Annotated in this window: 20 protein-coding genes and 1 pseudogene; 3 read left to right on the top strand and 18 right to left on the bottom strand. The window is 42.6% G+C overall.

The features are described 5' to 3' along the window. Window positions 1–11: 11 nt before the first annotated feature. The 7 genes and pseudogenes from ACXAD1_RS04045 to ACXAD1_RS04015 all read right to left on the bottom strand — a co-directional run. On the bottom strand, window positions 12–854 hold the full coding sequence (locus ACXAD1_RS04045; RefSeq protein WP_474911285.1) for an SPL family radical SAM protein: 843 nt from the start codon (window positions 852–854) through the stop codon (window positions 12–14). A 93-nt stretch (window positions 855–947) separates the two neighbouring features. Beyond that, window positions 948–1,298, bottom strand: a complete 351-nt coding sequence (locus ACXAD1_RS04040) for a VOC family protein (RefSeq protein ID WP_474909541.1) — start codon at window positions 1,296–1,298, stop codon at window positions 948–950. Between the two features lie 108 nt (window positions 1,299–1,406). Further along, a complete protein-coding gene (locus ACXAD1_RS04035) occupies window positions 1,407–2,873 on the bottom strand; it encodes a protein adenylyltransferase SelO (RefSeq protein WP_474911284.1) in 1,467 nt (488 codons plus the stop codon). Between the two features lie 145 nt (window positions 2,874–3,018). Continuing rightward, a complete protein-coding gene (locus ACXAD1_RS04030; RefSeq protein WP_064503396.1) occupies window positions 3,019–3,174 on the bottom strand; it encodes a DUF1540 domain-containing protein in 156 nt (51 codons plus the stop codon). A 103-nt stretch (window positions 3,175–3,277) separates the two neighbouring features. Continuing rightward, window positions 3,278–3,697, bottom strand: coding sequence for a YhfM domain-containing protein (locus ACXAD1_RS04025; RefSeq protein ID WP_474909540.1), 420 nt, complete (start codon window positions 3,695–3,697; stop codon window positions 3,278–3,280). A gap of 358 nt (window positions 3,698–4,055) precedes the next feature. Further along, window positions 4,056–5,033 (bottom strand): tRNA dihydrouridine synthase, encoded by a 978-nt coding sequence (locus tag ACXAD1_RS04020; protein WP_474909539.1) that lies wholly within the window; start codon window positions 5,031–5,033, stop codon window positions 4,056–4,058. 183 nt (window positions 5,034–5,216) lie between these two features. After that, window positions 5,217–5,354: pseudogene (locus ACXAD1_RS04015) on the bottom strand (conserved phage C-terminal domain-containing protein); the annotation flags it as partial. Window positions 5,355–5,555: 201 nt separating this feature from the next. Between ACXAD1_RS04015 and ACXAD1_RS04010 the strand changes: the two are divergent. Further along, on the top strand, window positions 5,556–7,298 hold the full coding sequence (locus ACXAD1_RS04010; protein WP_474909538.1) for an ABC transporter ATP-binding protein: 1,743 nt from the start codon (window positions 5,556–5,558) through the stop codon (window positions 7,296–7,298). 130 nt (window positions 7,299–7,428) lie between these two features. On the opposite strand, the gene rlmD is transcribed toward ACXAD1_RS04010, so the two are convergent. The 5 genes from rlmD to ACXAD1_RS03985 all read right to left on the bottom strand — a co-directional run bounded on the left by rlmD (window position 7,429) and on the right by ACXAD1_RS03985 (window position 12,806). Next, a complete protein-coding gene (gene rlmD / locus ACXAD1_RS04005) occupies window positions 7,429–8,817 on the bottom strand; it encodes a 23S rRNA (uracil(1939)-C(5))-methyltransferase RlmD (RefSeq protein WP_474909537.1) in 1,389 nt (462 codons plus the stop codon). Window positions 8,818–8,838: 21 nt separating this feature from the next. Next, on the bottom strand, window positions 8,839–9,699 hold the full coding sequence (locus ACXAD1_RS04000; RefSeq protein ID WP_474909536.1) for a DNA-3-methyladenine glycosylase family protein: 861 nt from the start codon (window positions 9,697–9,699) through the stop codon (window positions 8,839–8,841). Between the two features lie 272 nt (window positions 9,700–9,971). Next, window positions 9,972–10,763 carry a delta-lactam-biosynthetic de-N-acetylase gene (gene pdaA / locus ACXAD1_RS03995; protein ID WP_474909535.1) on the bottom strand — a complete coding sequence of 264 codons (792 nt, stop codon included), beginning with the start codon at window positions 10,761–10,763 and terminating at the stop codon, window positions 9,972–9,974. Between the two features lie 119 nt (window positions 10,764–10,882). Continuing rightward, entirely contained in the window at window positions 10,883–12,436 is a 1,554-nt protein-coding gene (locus tag ACXAD1_RS03990) for a fumarate hydratase (RefSeq protein WP_474909534.1), read from the bottom strand. Window positions 12,437–12,623: 187 nt separating this feature from the next. Then, window positions 12,624–12,806: an SE1561 family protein gene (locus ACXAD1_RS03985; protein ID WP_009335760.1), complete on the bottom strand. Its 183-nt coding sequence runs from the start codon at window positions 12,804–12,806 to the stop codon at window positions 12,624–12,626. A gap of 173 nt (window positions 12,807–12,979) precedes the next feature. Between ACXAD1_RS03985 and ACXAD1_RS03980 the strand changes: the two genes are divergently transcribed. After that, window positions 12,980–13,498 carry a DUF421 domain-containing protein gene (locus tag ACXAD1_RS03980; RefSeq protein ID WP_474909533.1) on the top strand — a complete coding sequence of 173 codons (519 nt, stop codon included), beginning with the start codon at window positions 12,980–12,982 and terminating at the stop codon, window positions 13,496–13,498. A 12-nt stretch (window positions 13,499–13,510) separates the two neighbouring features. Here ACXAD1_RS03980 and ggt read toward each other — a convergent pair whose 3' ends face one another. Both ggt and ACXAD1_RS03970 read right to left on the bottom strand, forming a co-directional pair. Further along, window positions 13,511–15,217, bottom strand: a complete 1,707-nt coding sequence (ggt, locus tag ACXAD1_RS03975; RefSeq protein ID WP_474909532.1) for a gamma-glutamyltransferase — start codon at window positions 15,215–15,217, stop codon at window positions 13,511–13,513. A 140-nt stretch (window positions 15,218–15,357) separates the two neighbouring features. Then, window positions 15,358–15,987 carry a YtxH domain-containing protein gene (locus ACXAD1_RS03970; RefSeq protein ID WP_206842390.1) on the bottom strand — a complete coding sequence of 210 codons (630 nt, stop codon included), beginning with the start codon at window positions 15,985–15,987 and terminating at the stop codon, window positions 15,358–15,360. 169 nt (window positions 15,988–16,156) lie between these two features. On the opposite strand from ACXAD1_RS03970, the gene yfkAB reads away from it, so the two are divergent. Then, window positions 16,157–17,272: a radical SAM/CxCxxxxC motif protein YfkAB gene (gene yfkAB / locus ACXAD1_RS03965; protein ID WP_474909531.1), complete on the top strand. Its 1,116-nt coding sequence runs from the start codon at window positions 16,157–16,159 to the stop codon at window positions 17,270–17,272. 38 nt (window positions 17,273–17,310) lie between these two features. Here yfkAB and ACXAD1_RS03960 read toward each other — a convergent pair whose 3' ends face one another. The 4 genes from ACXAD1_RS03960 to ACXAD1_RS03945 all read right to left on the bottom strand — a co-directional run bounded on the left by ACXAD1_RS03960 (window position 17,311) and on the right by ACXAD1_RS03945 (window position 21,651). Beyond that, on the bottom strand, window positions 17,311–18,132 hold the full coding sequence (locus tag ACXAD1_RS03960; protein WP_206842388.1) for a YfkD famly protein: 822 nt from the start codon (window positions 18,130–18,132) through the stop codon (window positions 17,311–17,313). 439 nt (window positions 18,133–18,571) lie between these two features. After that, window positions 18,572–19,633 carry a calcium/proton exchanger gene (gene cax, locus ACXAD1_RS03955; RefSeq protein WP_206842386.1) on the bottom strand — a complete coding sequence of 354 codons (1,062 nt, stop codon included), beginning with the start codon at window positions 19,631–19,633 and terminating at the stop codon, window positions 18,572–18,574. 346 nt (window positions 19,634–19,979) lie between these two features. Next, the gene (locus ACXAD1_RS03950) at window positions 19,980–21,122 is read right to left on the bottom strand and encodes an acyl-CoA dehydrogenase family protein (protein ID WP_474909530.1); all 1,143 of its coding nucleotides are present in this window, start codon (window positions 21,120–21,122) and stop codon (window positions 19,980–19,982) included. Window positions 21,123–21,267: 145 nt separating this feature from the next. Further along, the gene (locus ACXAD1_RS03945; RefSeq protein WP_474909529.1) at window positions 21,268–21,651 is read right to left on the bottom strand and encodes an OsmC family protein; all 384 of its coding nucleotides are present in this window, start codon (window positions 21,649–21,651) and stop codon (window positions 21,268–21,270) included. Window positions 21,652–21,777: the final 126 nt, after the last annotated feature.

The raw sequence follows: 21,777 nt of genomic DNA, 5'->3' as shown, positions 1-21,777 counted from the left end.
CCTTTAGTCAGCTATTTGCCATCAGGGCTGAACCCCGTCTTGGATACACCTAATTGAATGGGTGTACCTTGAAATTCCTGCTCCAGCATTTTAAGAACTACTTTATATGCAGACGGATTATACCATTTCTCCAAACCAAGCTCATCAAAAATCTTGCGGATTCCCAGTCTTTCGGTCCTTCTTCCTCCGCTTCCATCCCCCATCCAAAAATCGTCAATCGTCACACGGTTTGCAATAGATTTAAGTTTTGCAGGAAATTCCCTCGAGCATGGAAGTAACGGGGCCAGTGTTGCCTGAGTTATAATTCCTGCATCTTTTATGTCTTTTAGTGCAGCCATTCTTGCCGGGATGGGAGGTGCCGCTGGTGCAAATGCTTTTCTGACTTCTTCTTTGTCTGTCTCGATTGTCATAGAAATTCTGATTCTTTCTCTGAATTGCTGGAATAAATCGATATCCCTCTTTACCAATGGCGAACGGGTTTGTACATGTAAAAAGTCAGGCTGATTTTCAAGCATAACTTCCAATAAACTTCTGGTCAGTTTTGAGGTATATTCAATCGGCTGGTAAGGATCTGTGGAAGAGGACATAAATAAAGCAACTTTTCCGCTTTTTTTAGCTTTAGCCAATTCTTTCTCCAAAAGCTCGGCCGCATTTGATTTTATATCAATCCACGCACCCCATTCCTCTTCACGGAAAATGGAAACAGGGAGCTCCCTTACGTAGCAATATTTACAGCCAAAAGCACAGCCCGCATAGGGGTTCAATGAATGAGTAAAATTGTCTATCGCACCTTTGGCAGGTGTTAAGATACTTTTTGATATGATTTCTTTAAGCTGTATGTTCAAGTCAATCACCAAATCGAATGTATGTTCTATATCAAAGGTAACATCGTGAGCTCATGATGTCAACAATAAGCACCAGCTTCTTCTGCCATTAGAACTCTTCTATCAATTAGTGAACTCAACTATTTCAATTTGATTTCCTGAAGGATCCTCAATAATGAAGTAACGGCCAGGAGGACAAGGCTGAGGATTTTCAAAAAGCATTTTCACACCAGCTTCTCTCATTCTGCTAAAATCACTTTCGATATTCTTTGAGAGGATTCCAGGCAATACGTTTGATCCCGTTTTTTCATCTGCGCTTTCTTCCAGAACAACCGGCACATCATTATGTACAAGACTGACAATTTTATCTCCATAATGTTTCGATACTTTGAAGTCTAAAACCTCAGTGTAAAAATTCACCGCACTTTTCAAATCCATTACTTTGATTGTAATAACACATAATTGATTTAACATGGAAATTCCCTCCTTTTTTTAATCATAGATAGTATTCTTTTCTAAAATGAAAATTCCTGCATAATAAAAAATGCCTGACCCGATAATGGGTCAGGCTTTGCCCATTTATTAAGTTCCGCAAAATGTTCGATAGGGTGCGCCGGTTGGCTCTGGAAGTTTGCAGTATTCTTCCTGATCTTCCCTATAAGCATAAGGATTCTCCAGCACTGCAAGAAGCTTTTTCATCACGCTGTAATCTCCATTGTTAACAGCTGCTTCCAGAGCTTCTTCCACCCGGTGGTTTCGCGGGATGACGGCCGGGTTGCTGGTTCTCATTAATTCATTTACTTCTTCTTTCGATTCCTTCTGCCTGGTCAGCCTTTCCTGCCATTGACCATGCCAGCCGGCAAATTCCTGATCATTACCTAACACAGTGTTCTCAAGATCGCCCAGCGTTAAGGCACGGAATGTGTTCGTATAATCGGCTTCAGACTTTTGCATAATCTTTAGAAGTCCGGTAAAAAGGGCTTCATCTTCTGCTTCTTCATTAAAGATCCCAAGCTTTGCCCTCATGCCGGCAAGCCAATAGTCCTGATACATTTTATTGTATTCTGAAATGGCGCCCTGAGCTATTTTAACAGCTTCCTCTTCATCTTCATGCAGCAGAGGCAAAAGGGTTTCCGCAAATCTCGCCAGATTCCAGCCGCCAATATAAGGCTGATTTCCATAAGCATAACGGCCTTCCCTGTCAATGGAACTGAAGACAGTTGCCAGATCATACTTATCCATAAAGGCGCACGGACCATAATCAATCGTTTCTCCGCTGATTGCCATGTTGTCGGTGTTCATGACTCCATGGATGAAGCCTATGTGCTGCCATTTTGCAATGAGCGCAGCCTGACGCTGGATCACTTTCTTTAGGAGAGCCAGGTAAGGATTGTCATCTTCTTTGATTTCAGGATAATGACGCTCAATTGTGTAATATGCCAGGGTTCTAAGCTCCCCAACAGGCCGCCAATTCGCCGCATATTGAAAAGTCCCCACCCGTATATGGCTATCCGCAACTCTTATCAGGATCGCACCCGGAAGCATGGTCTCCCGGATAATGGCTTCCCCTGTTGTTACAACCGCCAGACTACGGGTCGTGGGAATTCCAAGGGCATGCATGGCTTCACTGATAATGTACTCCCGGAGCATAGGGCCCAGAGCCGCCCGCCCATCTCCGCCGCGCGAAAATGGCGTTCTGCCGGAGCCCTTCAGCTGAATGTCGACCCTTTTATCCTCTGGTGTTATCTGCTCGCCAATCAGCATTGCCCGGCCATCCCCAAGCATATTAAAATGTCCAAACTGATGTCCTGCATAAGCTTGAGCAAGAGGTTCAGCTTCTTCTGGAACTTGAGAGCCTGAAAGGACCTCAATGCCTGTTTCACTTGTCAATGCATCCATATTTAACCCCAGAGATTTCGCCAGTTCCCCGTTAAAGATTACCAGCTCAGGGGATTGTACAGGGTTAGGCTTCATTTTTGAGAAGAATGTCTGCGGAAGCCGCGCATAGCTATTATCAAAATTCCATCCGATTTCATTGCTAATTGTCATCATAACTCCTTCCTTGCCTTCATGGTTTTATAGTCATTTTCCTTTATTATACCCTTTCTTGTAAAACATAGTGGGCATCTTTTTGTATGTAAAAAAACCTGACAGCCGGGATTTTTCATCCTCCGGCGGTCAGGCTTTCTCATGCTTATGCATCTGGCTCAAACGTTTTACAGGCTGTTTCCTCTATTTCATCCGCTTCTCGGCCATTCTGGCCAATCACATAAATAGAGTCAGCTACACATTTATCACCTTCAGCCCAGTACTTACAGTTTTCCACGTTACACAAAACTTCTACTTCCATTTTTGGCCACCTCCTTTTGGTTTAGTGATTATATACCCCTTTTTCGGATAGTTAACCATATGGGATAATATTCCAAATTAAGGCAGGAAAGCCTTGGAGGGAGTTAGTCTGAGATGATTAGGCTTCTTAGTTTCTTTGTCATTTGCGGTGAAGTCTGGTAAATATCTTCATTGGTAATATACATGAATGCGCTCTTTTCATTATCCTCACCGAGCCATAAATGAATGCCGTGAGAAGGAAGATCTCCTTTGTATTCTACTGCTATATCATACTCAGGTTTACTGATATCGGCCTTCCCTGACTGTTTTACAGCAGTTGTTATTGCTTTTTCGAATACAGCGATCGATTTTCTGTCCTTGAAAGAAATAAAACTTTCTTCATTTATTCCGCCTAAACCCTCTGATTTTGAAACTTTGATTTCACGTATTTCTTCATCCAAGAGAACCATTGTTTCAGCTGATTGACAGCCTGTTATAAGTGCAAAAGAAAATACCATGAATGTGCATAATAAAAAAGCTTTCATCCTCGTACCTCAAGTTTAATATTTTAATTCTTTTCCTATATATTGTTGTTTTCGCTTAGCAATGCTGTCCGTTGATTTCAGCTCCAGGCTGCTCAGCGAACCGCGGGGCGGGCGGTAAGCCTCCTCGACGCTGCGCGTCTGTGGGGTCTCACCTGTCCCGCTACTCCCGCTGGACATTGAATAAGCTCCCTTGAGTAAACACCGCACGAAGAAAATGCGAATGCATTTTCGAAGATCCCGTACCTTCCGCTACAATCAACTCAGTAAATATAATACAAAAAGCAAAAAACTTGTGAAGAAAGCCAAAATTTATTTTTATAAAAGGAGGATAGACCGCTAGCCCATCCCCCTTAAGAATTCAATTATTATTTTCAAGGTTCTGTAAAGCGAAAGCATTAAGCAATTCACGTACTTCATTTGTTGACCTTGTGTTCATCAAATGATTTCTTAGTGCACTTGCCCCTGGGAATCCTTTGACATAGATCTTGAAGAAGCGGTGAAGAGCCGTGAACGGCCGCAGCTCTAAATGTGAATATTGATCATGGAGATCCATATGCAATCTTAAGAGGTCCAGCAATTCCTCACTAGTATGATCCTTCTTCTCCATTTCAAAGGCAAATGGATTATGGAATATGCCGCGCCCAATCATGACTCCATCAATCCCGTATTTCTCGGCAAGCTCCAAGCCCTTTTGACGATCAGGAATATCTCCATTGATCGTCAAAAGTGTATCCGGTGCAACCTGGTCACGAAGTTCCTTAATCTCCGGAATCAGCTCCCAATGCGCCGGCACTTTGCTCATTTCGTCCCGTGTCCGCAGATGAATGGATAGGTTAGCAATGTCCTGCTCCAAAATGTGTTTCAGCCAGACCTTCCATTCGTCTACTTCCGTGAAGCCAAGCCTTGTCTTTACACTTACCGGCAACCCTCCTGCTTTAGCTGCCTGGATCAATTCAGCTGCAACTTCCGGACGGCGGATCAAGCCGCTTCCCTTCCCGTGCTGTGCCACATTGGGGACAGGACAGCCCATATTAATATCCAATCCCTTAAAGCCCATCTCCGCCACACCAATACTCATTTGCCGGAAATATTCAGGCTTATCCCCCCATATATGGGCGACAATCGGCTGTTCATCCTCTGTAAAAGTCAAACGCCCTCGCACACTATTGATTCCCTCAGGGTGACAATAACTATCTGAGTTTGTAAACTCAGTAAAAAACACATCAGGTCTTGCTGCTTCACTCACCACATGGCGGAAAACAACATCTGTCACCTCTTCCATGGGTGCCAGTATAAAAAATGGCCGCGGTAACTCACGCCAAAAATTTTCTTTCATCTTTTTATTCCAATCCTCTCATTATGGGATACCATACTAACCCATATCCCAAAATTAAAAAGCAGCGTGTCTCTGCTTCTTTTACACTTATACCATGGTTGGGCACTTTTTATCAAACTGCCTGCAGATGTTCCACATTAGATATTTTTTCCTAGTTTTTATCAGCGGCTCTTTAGCGTTTAGTCAGTCAAGGTTAAAATCTTCCTCCCGCAGCTGTTTTGCCTGCGGCTTTTGATTTAAATACGCTTCAAATTTTGAGCCAAACAGTGTTTCAGGTCTCAGGTAGCGGAAATATTGCGGGTCTATCTTCCACTCATGTTTTAGGCGCGTTAATTTTACGAATATTCTGTACACATTTAATACAATTAGATTATACTTTTCTTATCAATGATTAAGGAGGAATTTCAATGAGAAACATCGTGAACAAAACCGTACAAACATATAAGGGGGAAACACTTCTTTAATTGTAACGGTGTACTCCCTTATATGTGTTTATTTAAATAACACATAAAGGGGTAACTCATGGATTTTTCTGTCAAAAAATTTTTCTCTTATTATAAGCCTTATCGGAAATTGTTATTGTCCGTATTGGCATGTGCCTTTATCGTCTCCGCCTTGTCTCTGTTGTTTCCACTTCTCGTAAGGTATATTACAAAGGATGTCCTGGAAGGGAACCTGTCAATCGCATTAAAAAAAGTGTTTTGGATTGGCGGGCTGATGCTTGTTCTAACCGCAATCCAAAATCTTGCGAATTACTTTGTTGACTTTAAAGGACATGAATTAGGCGCTCGCATGGAAAGCGCCCTGCGCGGCGAACTGTTTGAGCACATGCAAAAACTTTCTTTCAGTTTTTACGATAAAGAAAAAATCGGCAAGCTCATGTCGAGGATTACGAACGACCTATTGATGCTTTCCGAGCTATACCATCATGCACCAGAAGATTATCTAAAATACCTGGTTCGTTTAATCGGCGCGTTTGTCATCTTATTCTTAATCAATGCCCCCCTGACGATTATTGTATTTTGCTTTTTGCCGTTCCTGGGTTTATTTATTTTTCAGCTCAATAAGATTGAAAACAGGGCATTAAGAAAGAACAAAGAAAGGATTGCCGACGTAAACGCTCAGGTAGAGGATAGTCTGGCTGGCATCCGCGTTGTAAAATCGTTCACCAATGAAAAAGTGGAAATTAAAAAATTCGCTCGTGAAAATAACCTCTTCCTTGAAAGCAGGATAGCCTTCTATAAAGCAGAAGCGATTTTTTACAATGGGGTACAAACATTTATCCAGCTGATTACAATTGCAGTTATTATTTTCGGCAGTGCCAGTATTGTAAAAAACACACTTGATTTAGCAGATTTAATTACTTTTTTGCTGTATATAAATTTTATGCTGGAACCGATTCAAAAAATGGTGCATATGAGCACGCAACTCCAGGAAGGAATTACCGGCTTTCAGCGCTTTATGGAAATTATGAATCTAAAGCCCGCAATTGAAAGCAAACCTAATGCCGTGAGTCTCAAGAAAGTCCTTGGTGAAATTGAATTCAGGCATGTTCAATTCCGTTATGAAGACCATTTGGATCATGTTTTGGAAAATATGTCTCTTAAAATAAAACCGGGAGAATATATTGCCTTGGTTGGCCCATCGGGTGCAGGAAAAACGACTTTCTGCTCTCTTATCCCCCGCTTTTATGATGTAACTGACGGCAAGATAATGCTGGACGGAATTGATATCCGTGATATCGATCTTTATTCATTAAGAAAAAACATCGGTATCGTTCAGCAGGATGTTTACCTGTTTGCAGGAACGGTAATGGAAAATATCCGGTACGGGAATCCCCATGCAAGTGATGAGGAAATTATCGCTGCGGCCCAGTGCGCCAATGCACATGAATTTATCATGAAGCTGACAGACGGTTACAATTCTGAAATTGGTCAGCGAGGGGTCAGACTTTCGGGCGGACAAAAACAGCGGATAAGCATTGCCCGTGTATTCCTTAAGAATCCGCCAATCCTCATTTTGGATGAAGCAACGAGTGCACTTGATAACGAAAGCGAAAGCATCATTAAGGATTCACTAGAATTGCTCGCAAAAGGGCGAACAACCCTCGTCATAGCCCACCGCCTTTCAACAATTCGGAACGCACAGCGGATTATCGTTTTGACTGAGGAGGGTATTGTCGAAGAAGGAACACACGATGCGCTGCTTGCAAAACATGGAGCCTATTCAAGCCTCTACTCCAAACAGTTTGAATCGATATTCTAATTTACTTGTTAACTCGGCTCTTAAAATAGGGCCGAGTTTTTGTTCGTGCCTTGGTATCCTCAGACATTAAAAACGGGAATGAATTAGTCGGATTTCCATTCCACAAACAAAAAGGCAACTCCCTTAAGGGTTAGTTGCCTTCTTTTAAAATAAGCTGCGCCACACACTCAACATGCGCCGTCTGGGGAAACATGTCCACAGGCTGTATGCCATTTACTTTATATTTGGAGCTCAAGACTGAAATATCCTTTGCCAATGTAGATGGGTTACATGAGACATAAACCACTTTCTTCGGCTGGACTTTTAAAATAGTTTTTAACAGCTGCTGGTCCAGCCCTGTTCTTGGCGGATCGACGATGATAACATCCGGACGCCATCCTTCTTTTGTCCATTTCCGAAGCCATTCTTCTGCTTTGCCAACCACGTATTGGGAATGTTTAATTCCATGCCGTACAGCATTTTTCTTAGCGTCCTCAATGGATTCTCTGATGATATCCATGCCGCGGATTTCGGCTGCCTGATCGGCTACCCATAGTCCAATCGTTCCGACGCCGCAGTATGCGTCAGCTACTTTTTCTTTGCCGGTCAAAGCCGCTGCTCTTTTGACTTCATTATAAAGCTTCACTGTCTGTTCAGGGTTCAGCTGGAAAAATGTCCTGGCTGATAGTTCAAACTGAAGATCTCCAAGTGTTTCCTGGATAAAGTCGCTTCCGTCCAGATTCATGGTTTCCTGTCCAAAAATAAGGGAGGTTTTTTCACCATTCACATTTTGGATGATTGATTTTACTTCAGGTAGCTCGGTTTTGATTTTTTCTATAATGATCTCTTTCTTTGGAAGCTCTTTTTGAGTTGTGATCAGTACAATCTGAAGCTCTCCTGTCTGGATTCCCACCCTGGCAACGATTGTCCTTACGATGCCTTTTCGGCTTCTTTCATTATAGATTGGGATTCTCAAATCCTGGAGAATCCGTTTCACTGCTTCAGTCGCCTTTGTTGTTTGCGGATGCTGTACCGCACAGTGCTCAATATTAATCAGGCGGTGCGAATTCATGCCATATAATCCGGCAAGCACCTTCCCGTCTTTTTGGCCAACCTGGAACTGGCTTTTATTTCTGTAGCTCCACGGATCTTCCATTCCAATGGTTTCTTTGATATCCAGCTTCTCAGGATTCAGCTTTGTATGGCGCTCTAAAGCCTGAATGATGATATCCCGTTTCTCCTTCAGCTGCTGATCATAGCGGAGATGCTGCAGCTGGCAGCCCCCGCACTCATGATATACCGGGCATGGCGGCTGAACACGAAATTCCGACTTTTTGCGGATTTTCTTTATTTTCGCCTCAGCAAACTTCGGATTTACCTTTGTTGCTTCAGCTGTGATTTCCTCGCCGGGCAGCGCTCCCGGAACAAAGACGACCTGCCTTTTAAAATAACCGACACCTTCGCCATTGATGCCAAGCCTTTTGATTGTCAGCGGAAAAGTTTGCTTAAGTTTTAATTTAGCTGTTTGTTCTTGTTTCATGGTGCTCCATCACACTCCAAATTACTCGATACCCCTCCACAAATAAAGAGAAGCATAGCTTAAATAAGGATCCCAGTTCTTCGAAAATGTCTCCATTTCCTCCCGAGTCGGTTTCGCTTCTAATTTATATAATTTCTTTAAGGCATTCTGAATGCCTATATCTGCTGCTGGAAAAAGATTTGGCCGGCCAAGCCCGAACATCAAGAAGTTCTGAACAGTCCAGGGACCGACACCGCGCAATTTGATAAGTTTATCATAAATTTCTTCATCTGAAAGGTTTTTAAGCTCGTCAAAGTTTAATTTTCCCGCAGCCGTTTCTTTTGCGATGCCAATGACATATTCAGCCTTCCGTCCGCTGAACTGCAATTCCCTGAGGTCATCCACCTTAAGACCTGCCACTTTTTCAGGGAGCGGATAAAACCACACACCGTCCTTTTCAAATCCAAATGCTTTTACAAACCGTTCTGTTAATGTGTGGGCAAAAGCAAGATTAAGCTGCTGGTGAATTATGCATTTTAATATACAGTTATATGGATCAAAGTCGAGGACAATCGGAGTACCATAATGAGCATCGAAAATTGGCTGTAATTCCGTGTTTTGAAAATGTTTGTGAATTCTCTCAAGCGGCAGATGCCATTGAAAAATTTCCGATAAGCGGTCAGCTGCTTTTTCTTTAAGAGGGCCATCCGTTCCGGTTATTAAAAATTCCGGATTATCAGTCGTTCCGAATGCTTTTACTTCTGCCACAACCGGCTGATTGCTGAGCAGCATTGGCACTTTCACAGACCGATTTTCTATATCCACCTGATTAAGAGGATCATTCGAAAGCCTGTCCAGTACCAGATCAAAATTATAAGGTCCTTCTACCTGAATCTTTTCCAAAAGAGAATCCGTCCTTTATCATTTTCCCCGATTATAGCATTTTTTAAGGAAGTTTTACTAAATAGGCTGTAAAAATAGGAAGAAACCCGAAGAATGGGCATCCCCGGGTCTTTGCAGAATAAAATTTCCTATAGTTAACGGTCAGAATTTCATTTTATCGGTCAGGTTTTTCTGTTTATCGGTCTGTTTCCAAATATATCGGTCACTTTTGAAAGTTTATCGGTTAAATATCCGATTTATCGGTCACTTGTTGATATACCGGCTTTGAAAAATCAGTACAGCATCCTCTCCCCAATTGCCTGTTCCCATGTCAGGTCATCAAGGCTCTTAAAGGTATATCCGCGTTTTTTCAGATCCTGTATGGCTTTTTGGAGAGCATCGGCATTGTCCTTTGAAACAGTGTGCAAAAGAAGGATACAGCCTGGATGGATCTGGCGTATAATATTGTCGTAAGAATACTGCCAGCCCTTTTGACGGTCTGTGTTCCAATCGACAAAGGCCAGTGACCAGAAGACATGAGTGTAGCCTTCCTTCTTAGCCAAAGCCAAAGTGCGTTCGCTGAAAATGCCGCGAGGCGGACGCAAGTAAGACATATGCTTAACACCTGTAAGCTTTTCGTTTTCAGCACGGACCATTTCAAGCTCTTTGATAAATTTTTCATCGCTCACTCTTGTCATATCAGGATGATGCCAGGAGTGATTACCTATGATATGCCCTTCAGCTGCCATCCTCTTTACAAGATCGGGTGCGCTTTTTAAATAATGTCCTGTTACAAAAAAGGCAGCAGGAACGTTTTCCTTTTTCAGAACATCTAAAATTTGCCCTGTATAGCCGTTTTCATATCCATTATCAAATGTTAGATAAATGTCTTTTTTTCTTGTATCGCCTTTATAATAGGAACCATGTCTTTCAAGCAGTGAGTCGAGCGGCTTTCCTGCTTCGGCAGGCACTTCATTTTTTGCTTTTTTGAATCCCCAGTGAACCGGCGAGTTGCCATAATTCGCATAAGCTGTCCCGGAAAAAAACAAAATAAAAACACTCAGGAAGATACTTAATTTTTTCATCTGAGCTCCTCCAATATTTTTTCTTAGTGTTTGTGAATGTAATAAAAACATTCGCAGGGATCATTGGCAAAAAAATGCACAAAAAAGAGAGGCCAAACAGCCTCTCTCCCGTTCATCTATTAGAATACACGCTCTTTAAATTGAGCCAATTTCTCAAGTGAAGATTTATCTACATCCCTATGAAGACTGTTTCCATGGGAATCCATTGTCACAACCGCAGTAAAGCCTTCAACCTTCAAGTGCCACATTGCTTCCGGAATACCGAATTCCATGAGGTCTACGCCTTCAACCGATTTGATGCAGTCAGCATAATATTGTGCTGCTCCGCCGATTGCATTTAAGTAAACACCGCCATGTTCCTGGAGTGCTGCCAGGGTTTTCGGACCCATTCCGCCTTTACCGATAACAGCGCGAATGCCAAACTTTTTCATGATATCGCCCTGATATGGCTCCTCACGAATACTTGTAGTCGGTCCAGCAGCTTTTACATGCCACTTGCCGTCTTCATCCTTCATCATGACCGGGCCGCAGTGGTAAATAACCTGCCCATTAAGATCAACTGGTGCATCATGGTCCATCAAGTGGTGGTGAATGGCGTCACGGCCCGTGTACATCATGCCGTTGATTTGAACCACATCACCGACCTTAAGATTGCGTATCTGTTCTTCAGTGATCGGTGCCTGCAATGTCACGATGTTTGTTTGCTCTGCTGATTCTGCTGCTGCCGCTGTCTCAAGTTCGGCTTCAGAAGCACCAAAATCGATATGCTCGCCTTCCTGGTACATCCATTCATTAATTTCACCTGTTTCCATGCTGATTGCTGCGCCAAGGCGGCGGAACGCCCAGCAATTATAGGCAACAGATACGAAGAAGCTTGCAGGAATACGGTTCATAACACCGACTTTACAGCCTAAAAGGGTGGTTTCCCCGCCGAAGCCCATTGTTCCGATTCCTAACTCATTTGCATTCTCCATCACGTAATCCTCGAGTTTGCGGAGGTCTTCATTAGGATTCACATCATCTACAGAACGGAACAGCTGCTCTTTCGCCAGGTCATAGCCAGAAGAGCGGTCTCCCCCGATGCCGACACCGATAAAGCCGGCACTGCATCCCTGTCCCTGCGCCTGGTATACAGAGTGCATGATGCATTTGCGGATTCCATCAAGGTCTCGTCCAGCTCTGCCAAGGCCTTCAAGTTCGCAGGGAAGGCTATATTGGATATTTTTATTTTCACAGCCGCCGCCTTTAAGAATCAGGCGGGCGTCAATATAATCCTTTTCCCATTGTTCAAATTTAATGACAGGTGTTCCGTAACCAAGATTGTCCCCGCTGTTGGCGCCAGTTAAGGAATCCACAGAGTTCGGGCGAAGCTTTCCGTCCTTAGTCGCCTGAGCGATTGCGTTTTTGATCGCTTCCTTCATAACCAGCTGGTTAGCACCGACTGGCGTCTTGATTTTGAACGTCGGCAATCCGGTATCCTGGCAAATTGGCGACACATTATCATCAGCCATTTTAATATTATTCGTAATGGTATCTAAGCTCATCGCCGCTCTCGTGCCAGCATTTTCTCTTTCTTTCGCTGATTTGATTGCACGGCGCACGTCACGCGGAAGATTAGTGGATGTCTCAACAATCAGCTGATACATGCTTTCCTGAAATTTGTCGATATTCATTGCTTTAGTCCCCTTCCCTTTGCTCCCTATATAGCCTATATCTTTTATGAAAATTACAATTATTAATCGTCTACCATTATACTCCTATCTGATGCGTATTTAAAGACAAAGGTTGCAATCGTTTACAGGATGAAAGAGGAAATTTCCAAATCAATTTCCATAAAAAAAGAGCCATCAGGCTCCTGTTTTAATCGCGGTTATTAAATTCACGGCATTTGGATTCGAGGTCATCGATCATCGCAATAAGACGGTCGATGTCTTCGATTTCGGTGTCTTCCGGCTCAATAGCTTCCAGTACATCCAGGAACATATTTAAGCGCTGTTTTAGAAAAGTAACCTGTGAATTCTTATCTTGAATCGGACTGCCCAAAACGTTCTCTCCTTTCGTCTCGATTACATCCTACATGAAATTAGTTATTTCAGCAAATAAGTATTTTACTTAATATACCCTCTATTGGCTTCATGCAATATAAAAGAATCATTAAACCTCCGTTTACTGCCTTCCTATAAAAGGAATAAGAACCATATAGAAGGGAGGCACTCATGCTTTTTTCCAGCTGGCAGGATTTATGGAGAGTTCTTTCTATTGGAGCTATGAGCTATATTTTTCTGATTCTGTTCCTGAGAATATCAGGAAAACGGACCTTAACAAAAATGAATGCATTTGATTTAGTGGTAACAGTGGCCCTTGGGTCTACTCTGGCGACTATTTTCCTTAACAAACAGGTGTCACTTGCAGAGGGGCTGACTGCATATGTTCTATTAATTGGCATGCAGTATACAGTAGCCTGGCTTTCTCTTCATTCATCCAAATTCAATGAATTCATTAAATCCAGTCCTGAACTGCTTTATTATCAAGGACAATTCATAGAGTCAGCCTTAAATAAAAACAGGGTTTTGAAATCAGAAATTATACAGGCTATTCGTTCCAATGGGTATTCCTCAATGGAAGGTGTTGAGGCAGTTGTATTCGAGACTGACGGAAGTATGTCAGTCATTAAAAGGAGCAGCTCAAGCAGCAATATGAGCACGCTATCAAATATTGACACAAAGAAAAGCTGACGCCAGGCGGCATCAGCTTTTTATTTGGTCCTCTGTAATTCCGGCTGCCTTTCCTTCACGGCTGGAGTCAGCCGCGCCATACAGACGGCCTTTATCCCGGTCGATCTGAATGGCCTGAACATTCCCGATCCGGCTTGGCTTATCGCCAAATTCAAATCCGCTTGATTCCATTTCGCCTTTGGATTCCATGCTTATTCCCGGCTCCCATTCAATGAGCGGGCCAGTTGTGGCAAAGATCCGGGGCTCTTCAATGGCTTCCTTCAAATTCATTTTATGATCAATGATATTTACGATTGTTTGAAAAACTGAGCCAATAATGGTCGGTCCGCCTGGTGAACCAAGAGTTAGTACGGGCTGGTCATCCTTAAATAAGATTGTCGGGCTTTTACAGCTGACTGGCCTTTTGTCCGGTTTTGGTTCATTAATTCCGCCAGGGTTGGCATCAAAGTCTGTAAGCTCATTGTTTAATAAAAATCCGTAGCCCTTTACCATAATCCCTGACCCAAATGGATGCTCAACGGTTGATGTACATGCGGCAATATTGCCCCATTGGTCGACAACCGTGAAATGAGTTGTTTCACTTTTCTCTAAGTCATCAGGCTGGCGAATAATCTGCTTTGGTTCGCCTTCCTGGTATTTCCAGGGGTTTCCAAAATCTATTGCATCATTTCTTCTTTTAAAATTAATGGCTTTTACCCTTTCAGCAATATAATCATCATGTAGCAGTCCTTCTATAGGGAGATCAGAGAATTCCGGATCCCCTGAATAGGCAACTTTGTCCGCAAAAGCCAATCGCATAGCTTCGGTAATCAGATAATACTTTTCCCAGGACTTTGCGTCATATCGGCTTAAATCCAACTTCTCCAGCATTTTAAGAATTTGGATAACGGTTACCCCGCCTGCACTTGGAGGAGCTGACGAAGCAATCTTATAGCCTTTATACTCGCCCCATATCGGCTCATCAATGGTAAGCCGGTAATTCTTTAGGTCCTCAAGCGTCATAAAGCCTCCTTCCTCTTTTAACGTATCTACGATGGCTTCAGCTATCTCTCCTTCATAAAAGGAGGCTATTCCTTCCTTTTGCAGGATCCGGAATGTCTTCGCTAAATGATCCTTGACCAGCCTGTCACCTTCCTTTAAAGATTTGCCTTCCGGAAAATAAAAGGCTTTCGCTTCCTCACCCAGCCTGTAATGAAAGTTCTGAAGTGCTTCCTCCATCACCCAGTTCACTTCCACACCGCTCTCTGCTGCATCTATTGCCGGCTGAATCAGATCGGCTAATGGCTTGGAACCGTGTTCCTTAATAGCTGTATCAAAAGCTTTTAAGATACCGGGAATCCCTACTGCTGTACCATGCGTTGAACGTTTGCGAAAGTCGATAACTTTTCCATTGTCATCGAGGAACATCTCAGGATGCACGCCTTTTGGCGCCCTTGTGTGGCCATCATATATTTTTACATCTTTCTTTTTATTGTCGTAAACCATTAAAAATCCGCTTCCGCCAATTCCTGTCATCATTGGTTCTACTACATTTAAAGCAAATTGGATGGCTGCTGCAGCATCTACTGCATTGCCTCCCTCCCGCAGTACTTTTTCACCTATATCTGTGGCAACTGAATGAGGACTGACTACCATCCCTGCAGTTCCAACAGCTGTTTCTCTTTCGTAAGATTGTTTTTCCATATCCTTTGATAATGATTTCCCTCGTCTATAACCCATAAATGTAACCTCCAAAAAATGTCCTATACCTATAGATAAGGGTTACCCCCTCCGTGTATATATAAAACAACCATCATTAGGAAACAGAACCAATAAAAAATCCTCCACTCATAAGAGCAGAGGAAATTTTATATTATTAATTATAGGTTATTGCTGTTCTTTTGAGTCTCAGGGCTGTAAGTGACTGCACTTTCGCCACGCTCTACCGGAAAAGCAGTGTCTGAACTGCTCACTGAGCTTGTTGCCTGATAGTTTGAGCCAGAGGAAGTTCCGCCGTTTTCTACAGGGCTTTCCATTAATTCTGAACCTGCTTCCTTTACTTTTGACCCGATATCAGCCAGCTCGCTTTTCGCTTCCTTTGCTGTTGACATGGCTTCGTTAGAAACTTCTTTTACCATATCCATGTTGCCGAAAACATCTTCGTTGACACGCTGGTACAAACTTTGGGCATCTTTAATGGCTTCTTTAAGAGTATTGGAAGCACTCTTAAACTGGTTAATCATATTTTCCTTTACATCTCCAGGATTTTCTTTCACTTCGGATATAAGATTTGCAGAAGAATCCTTTAGATCCATCGCTTTTGTTTTTACTTTTGTTCTTGTTGTACTATCCAGCATTGCTAAAGCCCCGCCAATAATACCGCCAATGACAATCCCTTTCATCAGCTTGCTGTTTGGTCCGTTATCATGGTCATAATTCATGTCCTGTCCATAATCTGATCTCAAAGCAGTTGTTGTGTTTGCTGTATTATAAGTGTTATTCTGTTCCATGTTAAATCCTCCTCTTAAGTTAAAAAGTGTTTCGCGTTTGTTATTGAGTTAATTCCCGCAGGAGGAGAAATTAAACGTTTTTATATCATTTTTAGTCCAAACTATCGATTGACAAGGGATATGAAAGATTAAATAATGACAAAGGACTTAGATTTAAAAGGAGATACATATGAAAACACAACTTTCACCTATCACACCGGAAAATGATCCATGGGAAGCTTATTCTGATATCGATCAGCACGGAAAATTGGTGCTTTCAAATATTGAATTCACAACAACTGTATTATGTAATATGCGCTGCGAACACTGCGCTGTCGGCTATACACTTCAGCCTAAGGACCCCGATGCCCTGCCCATTGATTTGATGCTTAAGAGGCTTGATGAAATTCCTCATTTAAGCTCATTGAGCATTACAGGCGGGGAGCCGATGCTTTCAAAAAAATCGGTTAAAAATTATGTTGCGCCGCTGCTTCGCTATGCGCATGAAAGAGGGGTCAGAACACAGATTAATTCTAATCTTACACTGGAGTTAGCCCGTTATGAAGAAATCATTCCATACTTGGATGTCCTTCATATTTCTCATAACTGGGGAACTGAGGAGGACTTTATCGAGGGCGGCTTTGCTATGATGGAGCGAAAGCCGACGATAGAGCAGCGTCAACGGCTCTTTTACAGAATGATTGAAAACAGCAGGGAGCTCGTGAAAGCGGGGGTAATGGTTTCTGCTGAAACAATGCTCAACAAACGGACATTGCCTTATCTGGAAAAAATTCATAAACAGATTACAGAAGAAATGAACTGTCAGCGCCATGAGGTCCATCCGATGTATCCATCAGATTTCGCCTCAACATTAGAAACTTTAACTCTTGAAGAAATGAGATCAGCCATCCATCATCTGCTGGATATCCGGGATGAGAATACATGGATGCTGTTTGGCACTCTGCCCTTTTATGGCTGCAGCAGCAATAAAGAAGACCTGGAGCTTCTAAGAAGATTGCACTCATCCAATAATGTAACCGTCCGGAATGACCCTGATGGAAGATCACGGCTGAATATAAATATTTTTACCGGTGATGTCATCGTGACTGACTTTGGCGATACACCGCCGCTCGGTAATATCCAAACCGATCAGCTTGAGGATATTTATCAAAAATGGAGCAGAACGGAACTCGCTGATTCTCTGAACTGTCATTGTGCGGGGGTTAGATGCCTTGGCCCTAACGTTCTTGTTAAAAACAGCTATTATAAAGAAACAAATTTTAAAACAAAACGCTCGAATATCTAAAAGATTAAGCCAGCCTATATGTCAGGCTGGCTTTTTTATTATCTAGGCCTTTCGGAAACAAGAAACCCAAACGTCACATGATCCTGAATCGGAATCCAGGCACCTATTCCCTGTGAAGTGACATTTTTAATAACGATCATTTTCTTGCTGCCTTTTAACATTAAATATACTTCTCCATACGTTACTTTCCCCTTTTCGTTGATTGCAGGGGCATAGCCGTATAGGTACCCTAATCTTTTGGGCGGAATGTTATAGATATGATCCTTTTTAGTGCCTGCTCCAACAATCGTCTCAAAAGCAAGAGGCAGACCCGATTTTTCCATGGCTTTGAGGAGCATCATCTTTTTTACATCCTCGGCATTGGGAACCTTGGCAGTCAGACCTCCGCGGACAACCTTTTGGGCTTCCTGCACGTAATGAATCTGATAAGGAGCTTTGCCGCCGCGGTTGTCGAAATAATTCGTGTTAATCCTCTGATATTCCCAATTAGGGGAGGTTTCAGCAGACTCATAATTAAGCGGCCACTGACCGAGATATACAATGGCTCTGTATCCAAGTGCGAACGGAGTGCTGCTCACAGATGTTTCATTCAGCATCCGAATGAGATCCGGATTTTCGATTTTAACCTTGGAAGAATCAATGAGCTGCTGGGTTAATTCACTCGGCTGGAGTGTCGGCATATCCTGAGCCGGATTCGGATACGTATTTTCCTTTGTAACATTCAGCACCGAATTAGGGACAGCAATGGCCTTCGGCGGCTGTTTTGCCGATTTCTCAGTCCCTTTCTGCGCTTCTGCGGCCGGATGGAATGACAGCATTAATATAAGACCTAAAAAAAGAATGCTTACGTATTTTTTCATGATGTCTTTCTCCTTTCAAGTCACAATCTTTTTAGGTTGATATTAGTTTTTTCGGAGAAAGTGAATATTATCCCTCCCGTGAAAAATTAGAAAGTGATTAATGAAGGAATGAACAGTAAAAATATTTCATTTGTAATGATTTTGTAAAAATCTGAATATTTACAAATATCTAATAATGTTTTATAATAGGCTTACTAAACAAAAGGAGGGCAGTGGAAATCAACCCCACTACTATGTAAAAGGAGGAGAATCGTTTTTTTGTTAAGTCATCTGCAAGTCAGGTTAATGGTCAAATATCAGCGTAAAGGTTGGTGATCAATGACTGAAAGCGAACAGAACCATTCTCTGAAAAACATAATCCATTAAAAAAGTACTTAAATACCCATATAAATAACCGGCCCTGAGATTTATTCAGAGCCGGTTTTCTGTTTGGTCTGCCCTATAAAAGATAAAACCCTATTCCCATGATAACGTAAGCTGCCAGCAAAGTGGCGCCTTCAAACCAGTTGGTTTCTCCATCATTGCCAATGACAATCATCAGCAGCACCGATGTGACCATGGCAATTAACTCAGGCATTGTAAAGACAAGAGGCATTGCAGCCGGGAACAGCAATGAAAGCAGTACAAGGACAGGTGCTACAAACATCGCAATCTGCAGCGTGGAACCAACAGCAATTTCAACAGCTATATCCATTTTATTTTTATAAGCCATAATGATGGCAGAAGCATGCTCAGCCGCATTTCCCACGATTGCCACAATGACTACCCCAATAAACAGTTCTGTCCAGCCAAACGCTTCTCCCACTTCTTCGAAGGTGTGAACCAGATTCTCTGATACATAAGCAACGGCAATGGTCGCAATGGCAAGTACAGCAATGGCTTTCCCTTTGCTCCACTCCGGAGTTTCCTCCTCATGAGAGCTTCCGCCTTCTTCGTTTGTTTGATAGACGCCCCGGTGAGTGACCAGCTTGAAGAACAAAGCCGCTAGGTAAAGAGCGATTAAAATGACCGAGATGCCGATGCTGAAAGTAATTGTTTCTGCTTCATCCATGGTCATTGAAAACACTTCAGGAATCACAAAAGCCACAATGACGGCAAACATCAAAAGTCCTGAGTTATGGCGTGCATCATAGACATTAAAGGACTGGGTCTTGTATTTAACTCCGCCAACGAAAAATGAAAGGCCTGCCACTAACAGTAAATTCCCCAAAACGGATCCTGTCAGTGATGCAAGAACCACACTAATCAGGCCGGCCTTCAATGCAAAAATCGATATGATCAGTTCAACCGCATTTCCAAAGGTGGCATTCAGCAACCCTCCAATTCGGGGGCCTGCAACTATGGCAAGGCTTTCTGTCGCCCTTCCCATATAGCTGGCCAATGCGATAATGGTGATGCAGTAAATCACAAACAGCAAAATATTGGACCAATGCATCAATGTTCCGATAACAGACAGCGGCACACCTGCAAATGCCAATACCATAAAAATTTTATTAGTCATATCTCTTTTCTCCTTACGTTTTAATATTTTTAGTATTGCCTGCTCATTCCCGCCTATGTGATTATATGCAGTGAGTTTATATAAAACGTTCTTTCTCTTTAGCCGATTTCGTAAAAATTCAAACTTGGAGCAGGATTTAGGCATTTTAAAAACAGGCAAAAAATTTGGCTTTTGCTTTCCGAACTCGGGGCGGCTTCGGACACAATCCACGGTTTTTGCTGTTCGAACTTAAAGCTAATTCAGATTTGAAGACAACAAAATAGCCCAATCACCAGGCGATTGGGGCTAAAATGATATAAGTTTTTTTAAACAATAACTAAAGCTGCTAAGACAGCAGCCTTCCAGGTTACTTTATAGCTTTTTTTGCTAAGGCCTGAATCGTCATATCATCCATTGGCGGATTATGGAGGCCGGCACGCACATCCCTGTAATAACGCTGCAGAGGATTTTTTGCTGATAAACTGCGGGCACCTGCCACACGCATGGCTAAATCGACTACTGCAATGGCAGCGTTTGTTACAGCCAGCTTGACTGCTCCCAATTCAGGCTGCATCGTGCTTCTGGCTTCATCATTTGCTTCATCCCATTTGTTTGCAACGGAATAGAGAAAATGGCGTGCTCTCATCAGTTCAAGCTCCATCTCGCCAATTTTTTGCTGAACATTGGGCAAATCAATGATGGCACCGATAATGCTGTTCGGGGAATAATTTTTGGCAAAAGTGATGGCATAATCTTGAGCTGCCTGTGCAATGCCTAAATAACAGGCCGGTATATGGAGAAGCCAGCCTGCCGCTCCTTTTTTGCCGGGCTGAAACAGCTCAACAAGCGCGTTCTGCTTAACCCTTGCATTTTTTAAAAGAAGGTCGTGGCTCCCCGTTCCCCTCATAGCAATGCTGTCCCATGTTTCCTCTATCTCCAGGCCTTCGGAACTTCTCGGAATTAAGAAGTTCCCTATTTCCCCGCTTTCTTCAATCGTGGCGCTCACATTGAAGTAATCAAGCACAGGAGCCATTGTCGTAAAGCTCTTCCGGCCATTAATAATCCAAGAATCTCCTTCTTTTCTGGCAGAGGTAACTGGCTTTCCTCCCCTTGTAGGGCTGCCCGTCTGCGGTTCTGTTGCACAGTTATTCATTAATGCTCCCTTTTTCACTTCTTCACATAAAGTCCTAAATACGGATTCATCCCAGTTGTTTTTCTCGCCCAGGCTTTTGATAATGCCCATATGCCAGCCAATGGATAAGGCTGTGGAGCCATCTCCTTCAGCAATTTTTTCCTGGAGGCGGAGAAATTCAGAAAGGGAGATTTCCTTTCCTCCATATCGTCTGGGGACTGTTAATGATGTATATCCTGATTCTTTAAGTTCTTTTATATTTTCAAAGGGGAAAAGACCCTCTTCATCATTTTTGCCAGCTCTTGATAAAAACGCTTCCGAGAGTTTTTCCATGAGCTGGATTCTTTCTTCGGCTGTATGTAAGTCTTGGAATTTCATTGAGAGGCACCTCACTTCAAATTTTTAATTCTTATTATTTTTATAGGAATTATTATACTATTTTTCATTCACCCTTCACAAAGATACCTGATGAAAAGCTTGCCTATAAAAAAAAGAAAGAGGCACCCTCTTCCTTTTTTGCGTTTTAAATAAGTTCAAATGTCTCTTCAATTTCAATGCTTCCCTCAACTGAGCGTACCATTGAACAATTCTTTCTAGTCAATTCCAATGCTTTGTGAAGCTTATCCTTATTTAAGTCAGTTCCTTTTATGATGAAATGAATACGTACCTTCTCAACACGGTCAGCGACTTCAGGGTTTCTTTCCACATTGGTTTTTATTTCGATGTCTTCAAATTCCATGCGCATTTTTTTCATGATTTTCCTCAAAACACCCCCGCTGCACACAGCCAGCGAAGCGACAAGCAGCTGGTACGGTCTGAAGCCATACTCTTCATCCCCGGCAACATCCAGGCGTCCAAATGGCAAATCGGTATAAAAGCCTGCTTCTTCCTTCATTTTAAATTCCATGGTATTCGCCCCTTTTTATCTTATTAATATTAGAGATTACACTATTTTACCTACAAACAAAAATATTATGACCAGCAACTTTCTCTTGCCAAGATCCCCTAATCCCGATACCATCATTTAGGAGAC

The sequence above is a fragment of the Cytobacillus sp. ABV4_503 genome (assembly GCF_056158445.1).
This window is presented reverse-complemented; position numbering and strand designations above follow the sequence as displayed.

Excerpts from the sequence above, each read along its gene's own strand:
- ACXAD1_RS04040 (WP_474909541.1), bottom strand. The coding sequence starts at position 1,298 with ATGTTAAATCAATTATGTGTTATTACAATCAAAGTAATGGATTTGAAA.
- ACXAD1_RS04035 (WP_474911284.1), bottom strand. The coding sequence starts at position 2,873 with ATGACAATTAGCAATGAAATCGGATGGAATTTTGATAATAGCTATGCG.
- ACXAD1_RS04030 (WP_064503396.1), bottom strand. The coding sequence starts at position 3,174 with ATGGAAGTAGAAGTTTTGTGTAACGTGGAAAACTGTAAGTACTGGGCT.
- ACXAD1_RS04025 (WP_474909540.1), bottom strand. The coding sequence starts at position 3,697 with ATGAAAGCTTTTTTATTATGCACATTCATGGTATTTTCTTTTGCACTT.
- ACXAD1_RS04020 (WP_474909539.1), bottom strand. The coding sequence starts at position 5,033 with ATGAAAGAAAATTTTTGGCGTGAGTTACCGCGGCCATTTTTTATACTG.
- ACXAD1_RS04010 (WP_474909538.1), top strand. The coding sequence starts at position 5,556 with ATGGATTTTTCTGTCAAAAAATTTTTCTCTTATTATAAGCCTTATCGG.
- rlmD (WP_474909537.1), bottom strand. The coding sequence starts at position 8,817 with ATGAAACAAGAACAAACAGCTAAATTAAAACTTAAGCAAACTTTTCCG.
- pdaA (WP_474909535.1), bottom strand. The coding sequence starts at position 10,763 with ATGAAAAAATTAAGTATCTTCCTGAGTGTTTTTATTTTGTTTTTTTCC.
- ACXAD1_RS03990 (WP_474909534.1), bottom strand. The coding sequence starts at position 12,436 with ATGAATATCGACAAATTTCAGGAAAGCATGTATCAGCTGATTGTTGAG.
- ACXAD1_RS03980 (WP_474909533.1), top strand. The coding sequence starts at position 12,980 with ATGCTTTTTTCCAGCTGGCAGGATTTATGGAGAGTTCTTTCTATTGGA.
- ggt (WP_474909532.1), bottom strand. The coding sequence starts at position 15,217 with ATGGGTTATAGACGAGGGAAATCATTATCAAAGGATATGGAAAAACAA.
- ACXAD1_RS03970 (WP_206842390.1), bottom strand. The coding sequence starts at position 15,987 with ATGGAACAGAATAACACTTATAATACAGCAAACACAACAACTGCTTTG.
- yfkAB (WP_474909531.1), top strand. The coding sequence starts at position 16,157 with ATGAAAACACAACTTTCACCTATCACACCGGAAAATGATCCATGGGAA.
- ACXAD1_RS03960 (WP_206842388.1), bottom strand. The coding sequence starts at position 18,132 with ATGAAAAAATACGTAAGCATTCTTTTTTTAGGTCTTATATTAATGCTG.
- cax (WP_206842386.1), bottom strand. The coding sequence starts at position 19,633 with ATGACTAATAAAATTTTTATGGTATTGGCATTTGCAGGTGTGCCGCTG.
- ACXAD1_RS03950 (WP_474909530.1), bottom strand. The coding sequence starts at position 21,122 with ATGAAATTCCAAGACTTACATACAGCCGAAGAAAGAATCCAGCTCATG.
- ACXAD1_RS03945 (WP_474909529.1), bottom strand. The coding sequence starts at position 21,651 with ATGGAATTTAAAATGAAGGAAGAAGCAGGCTTTTATACCGATTTGCCA.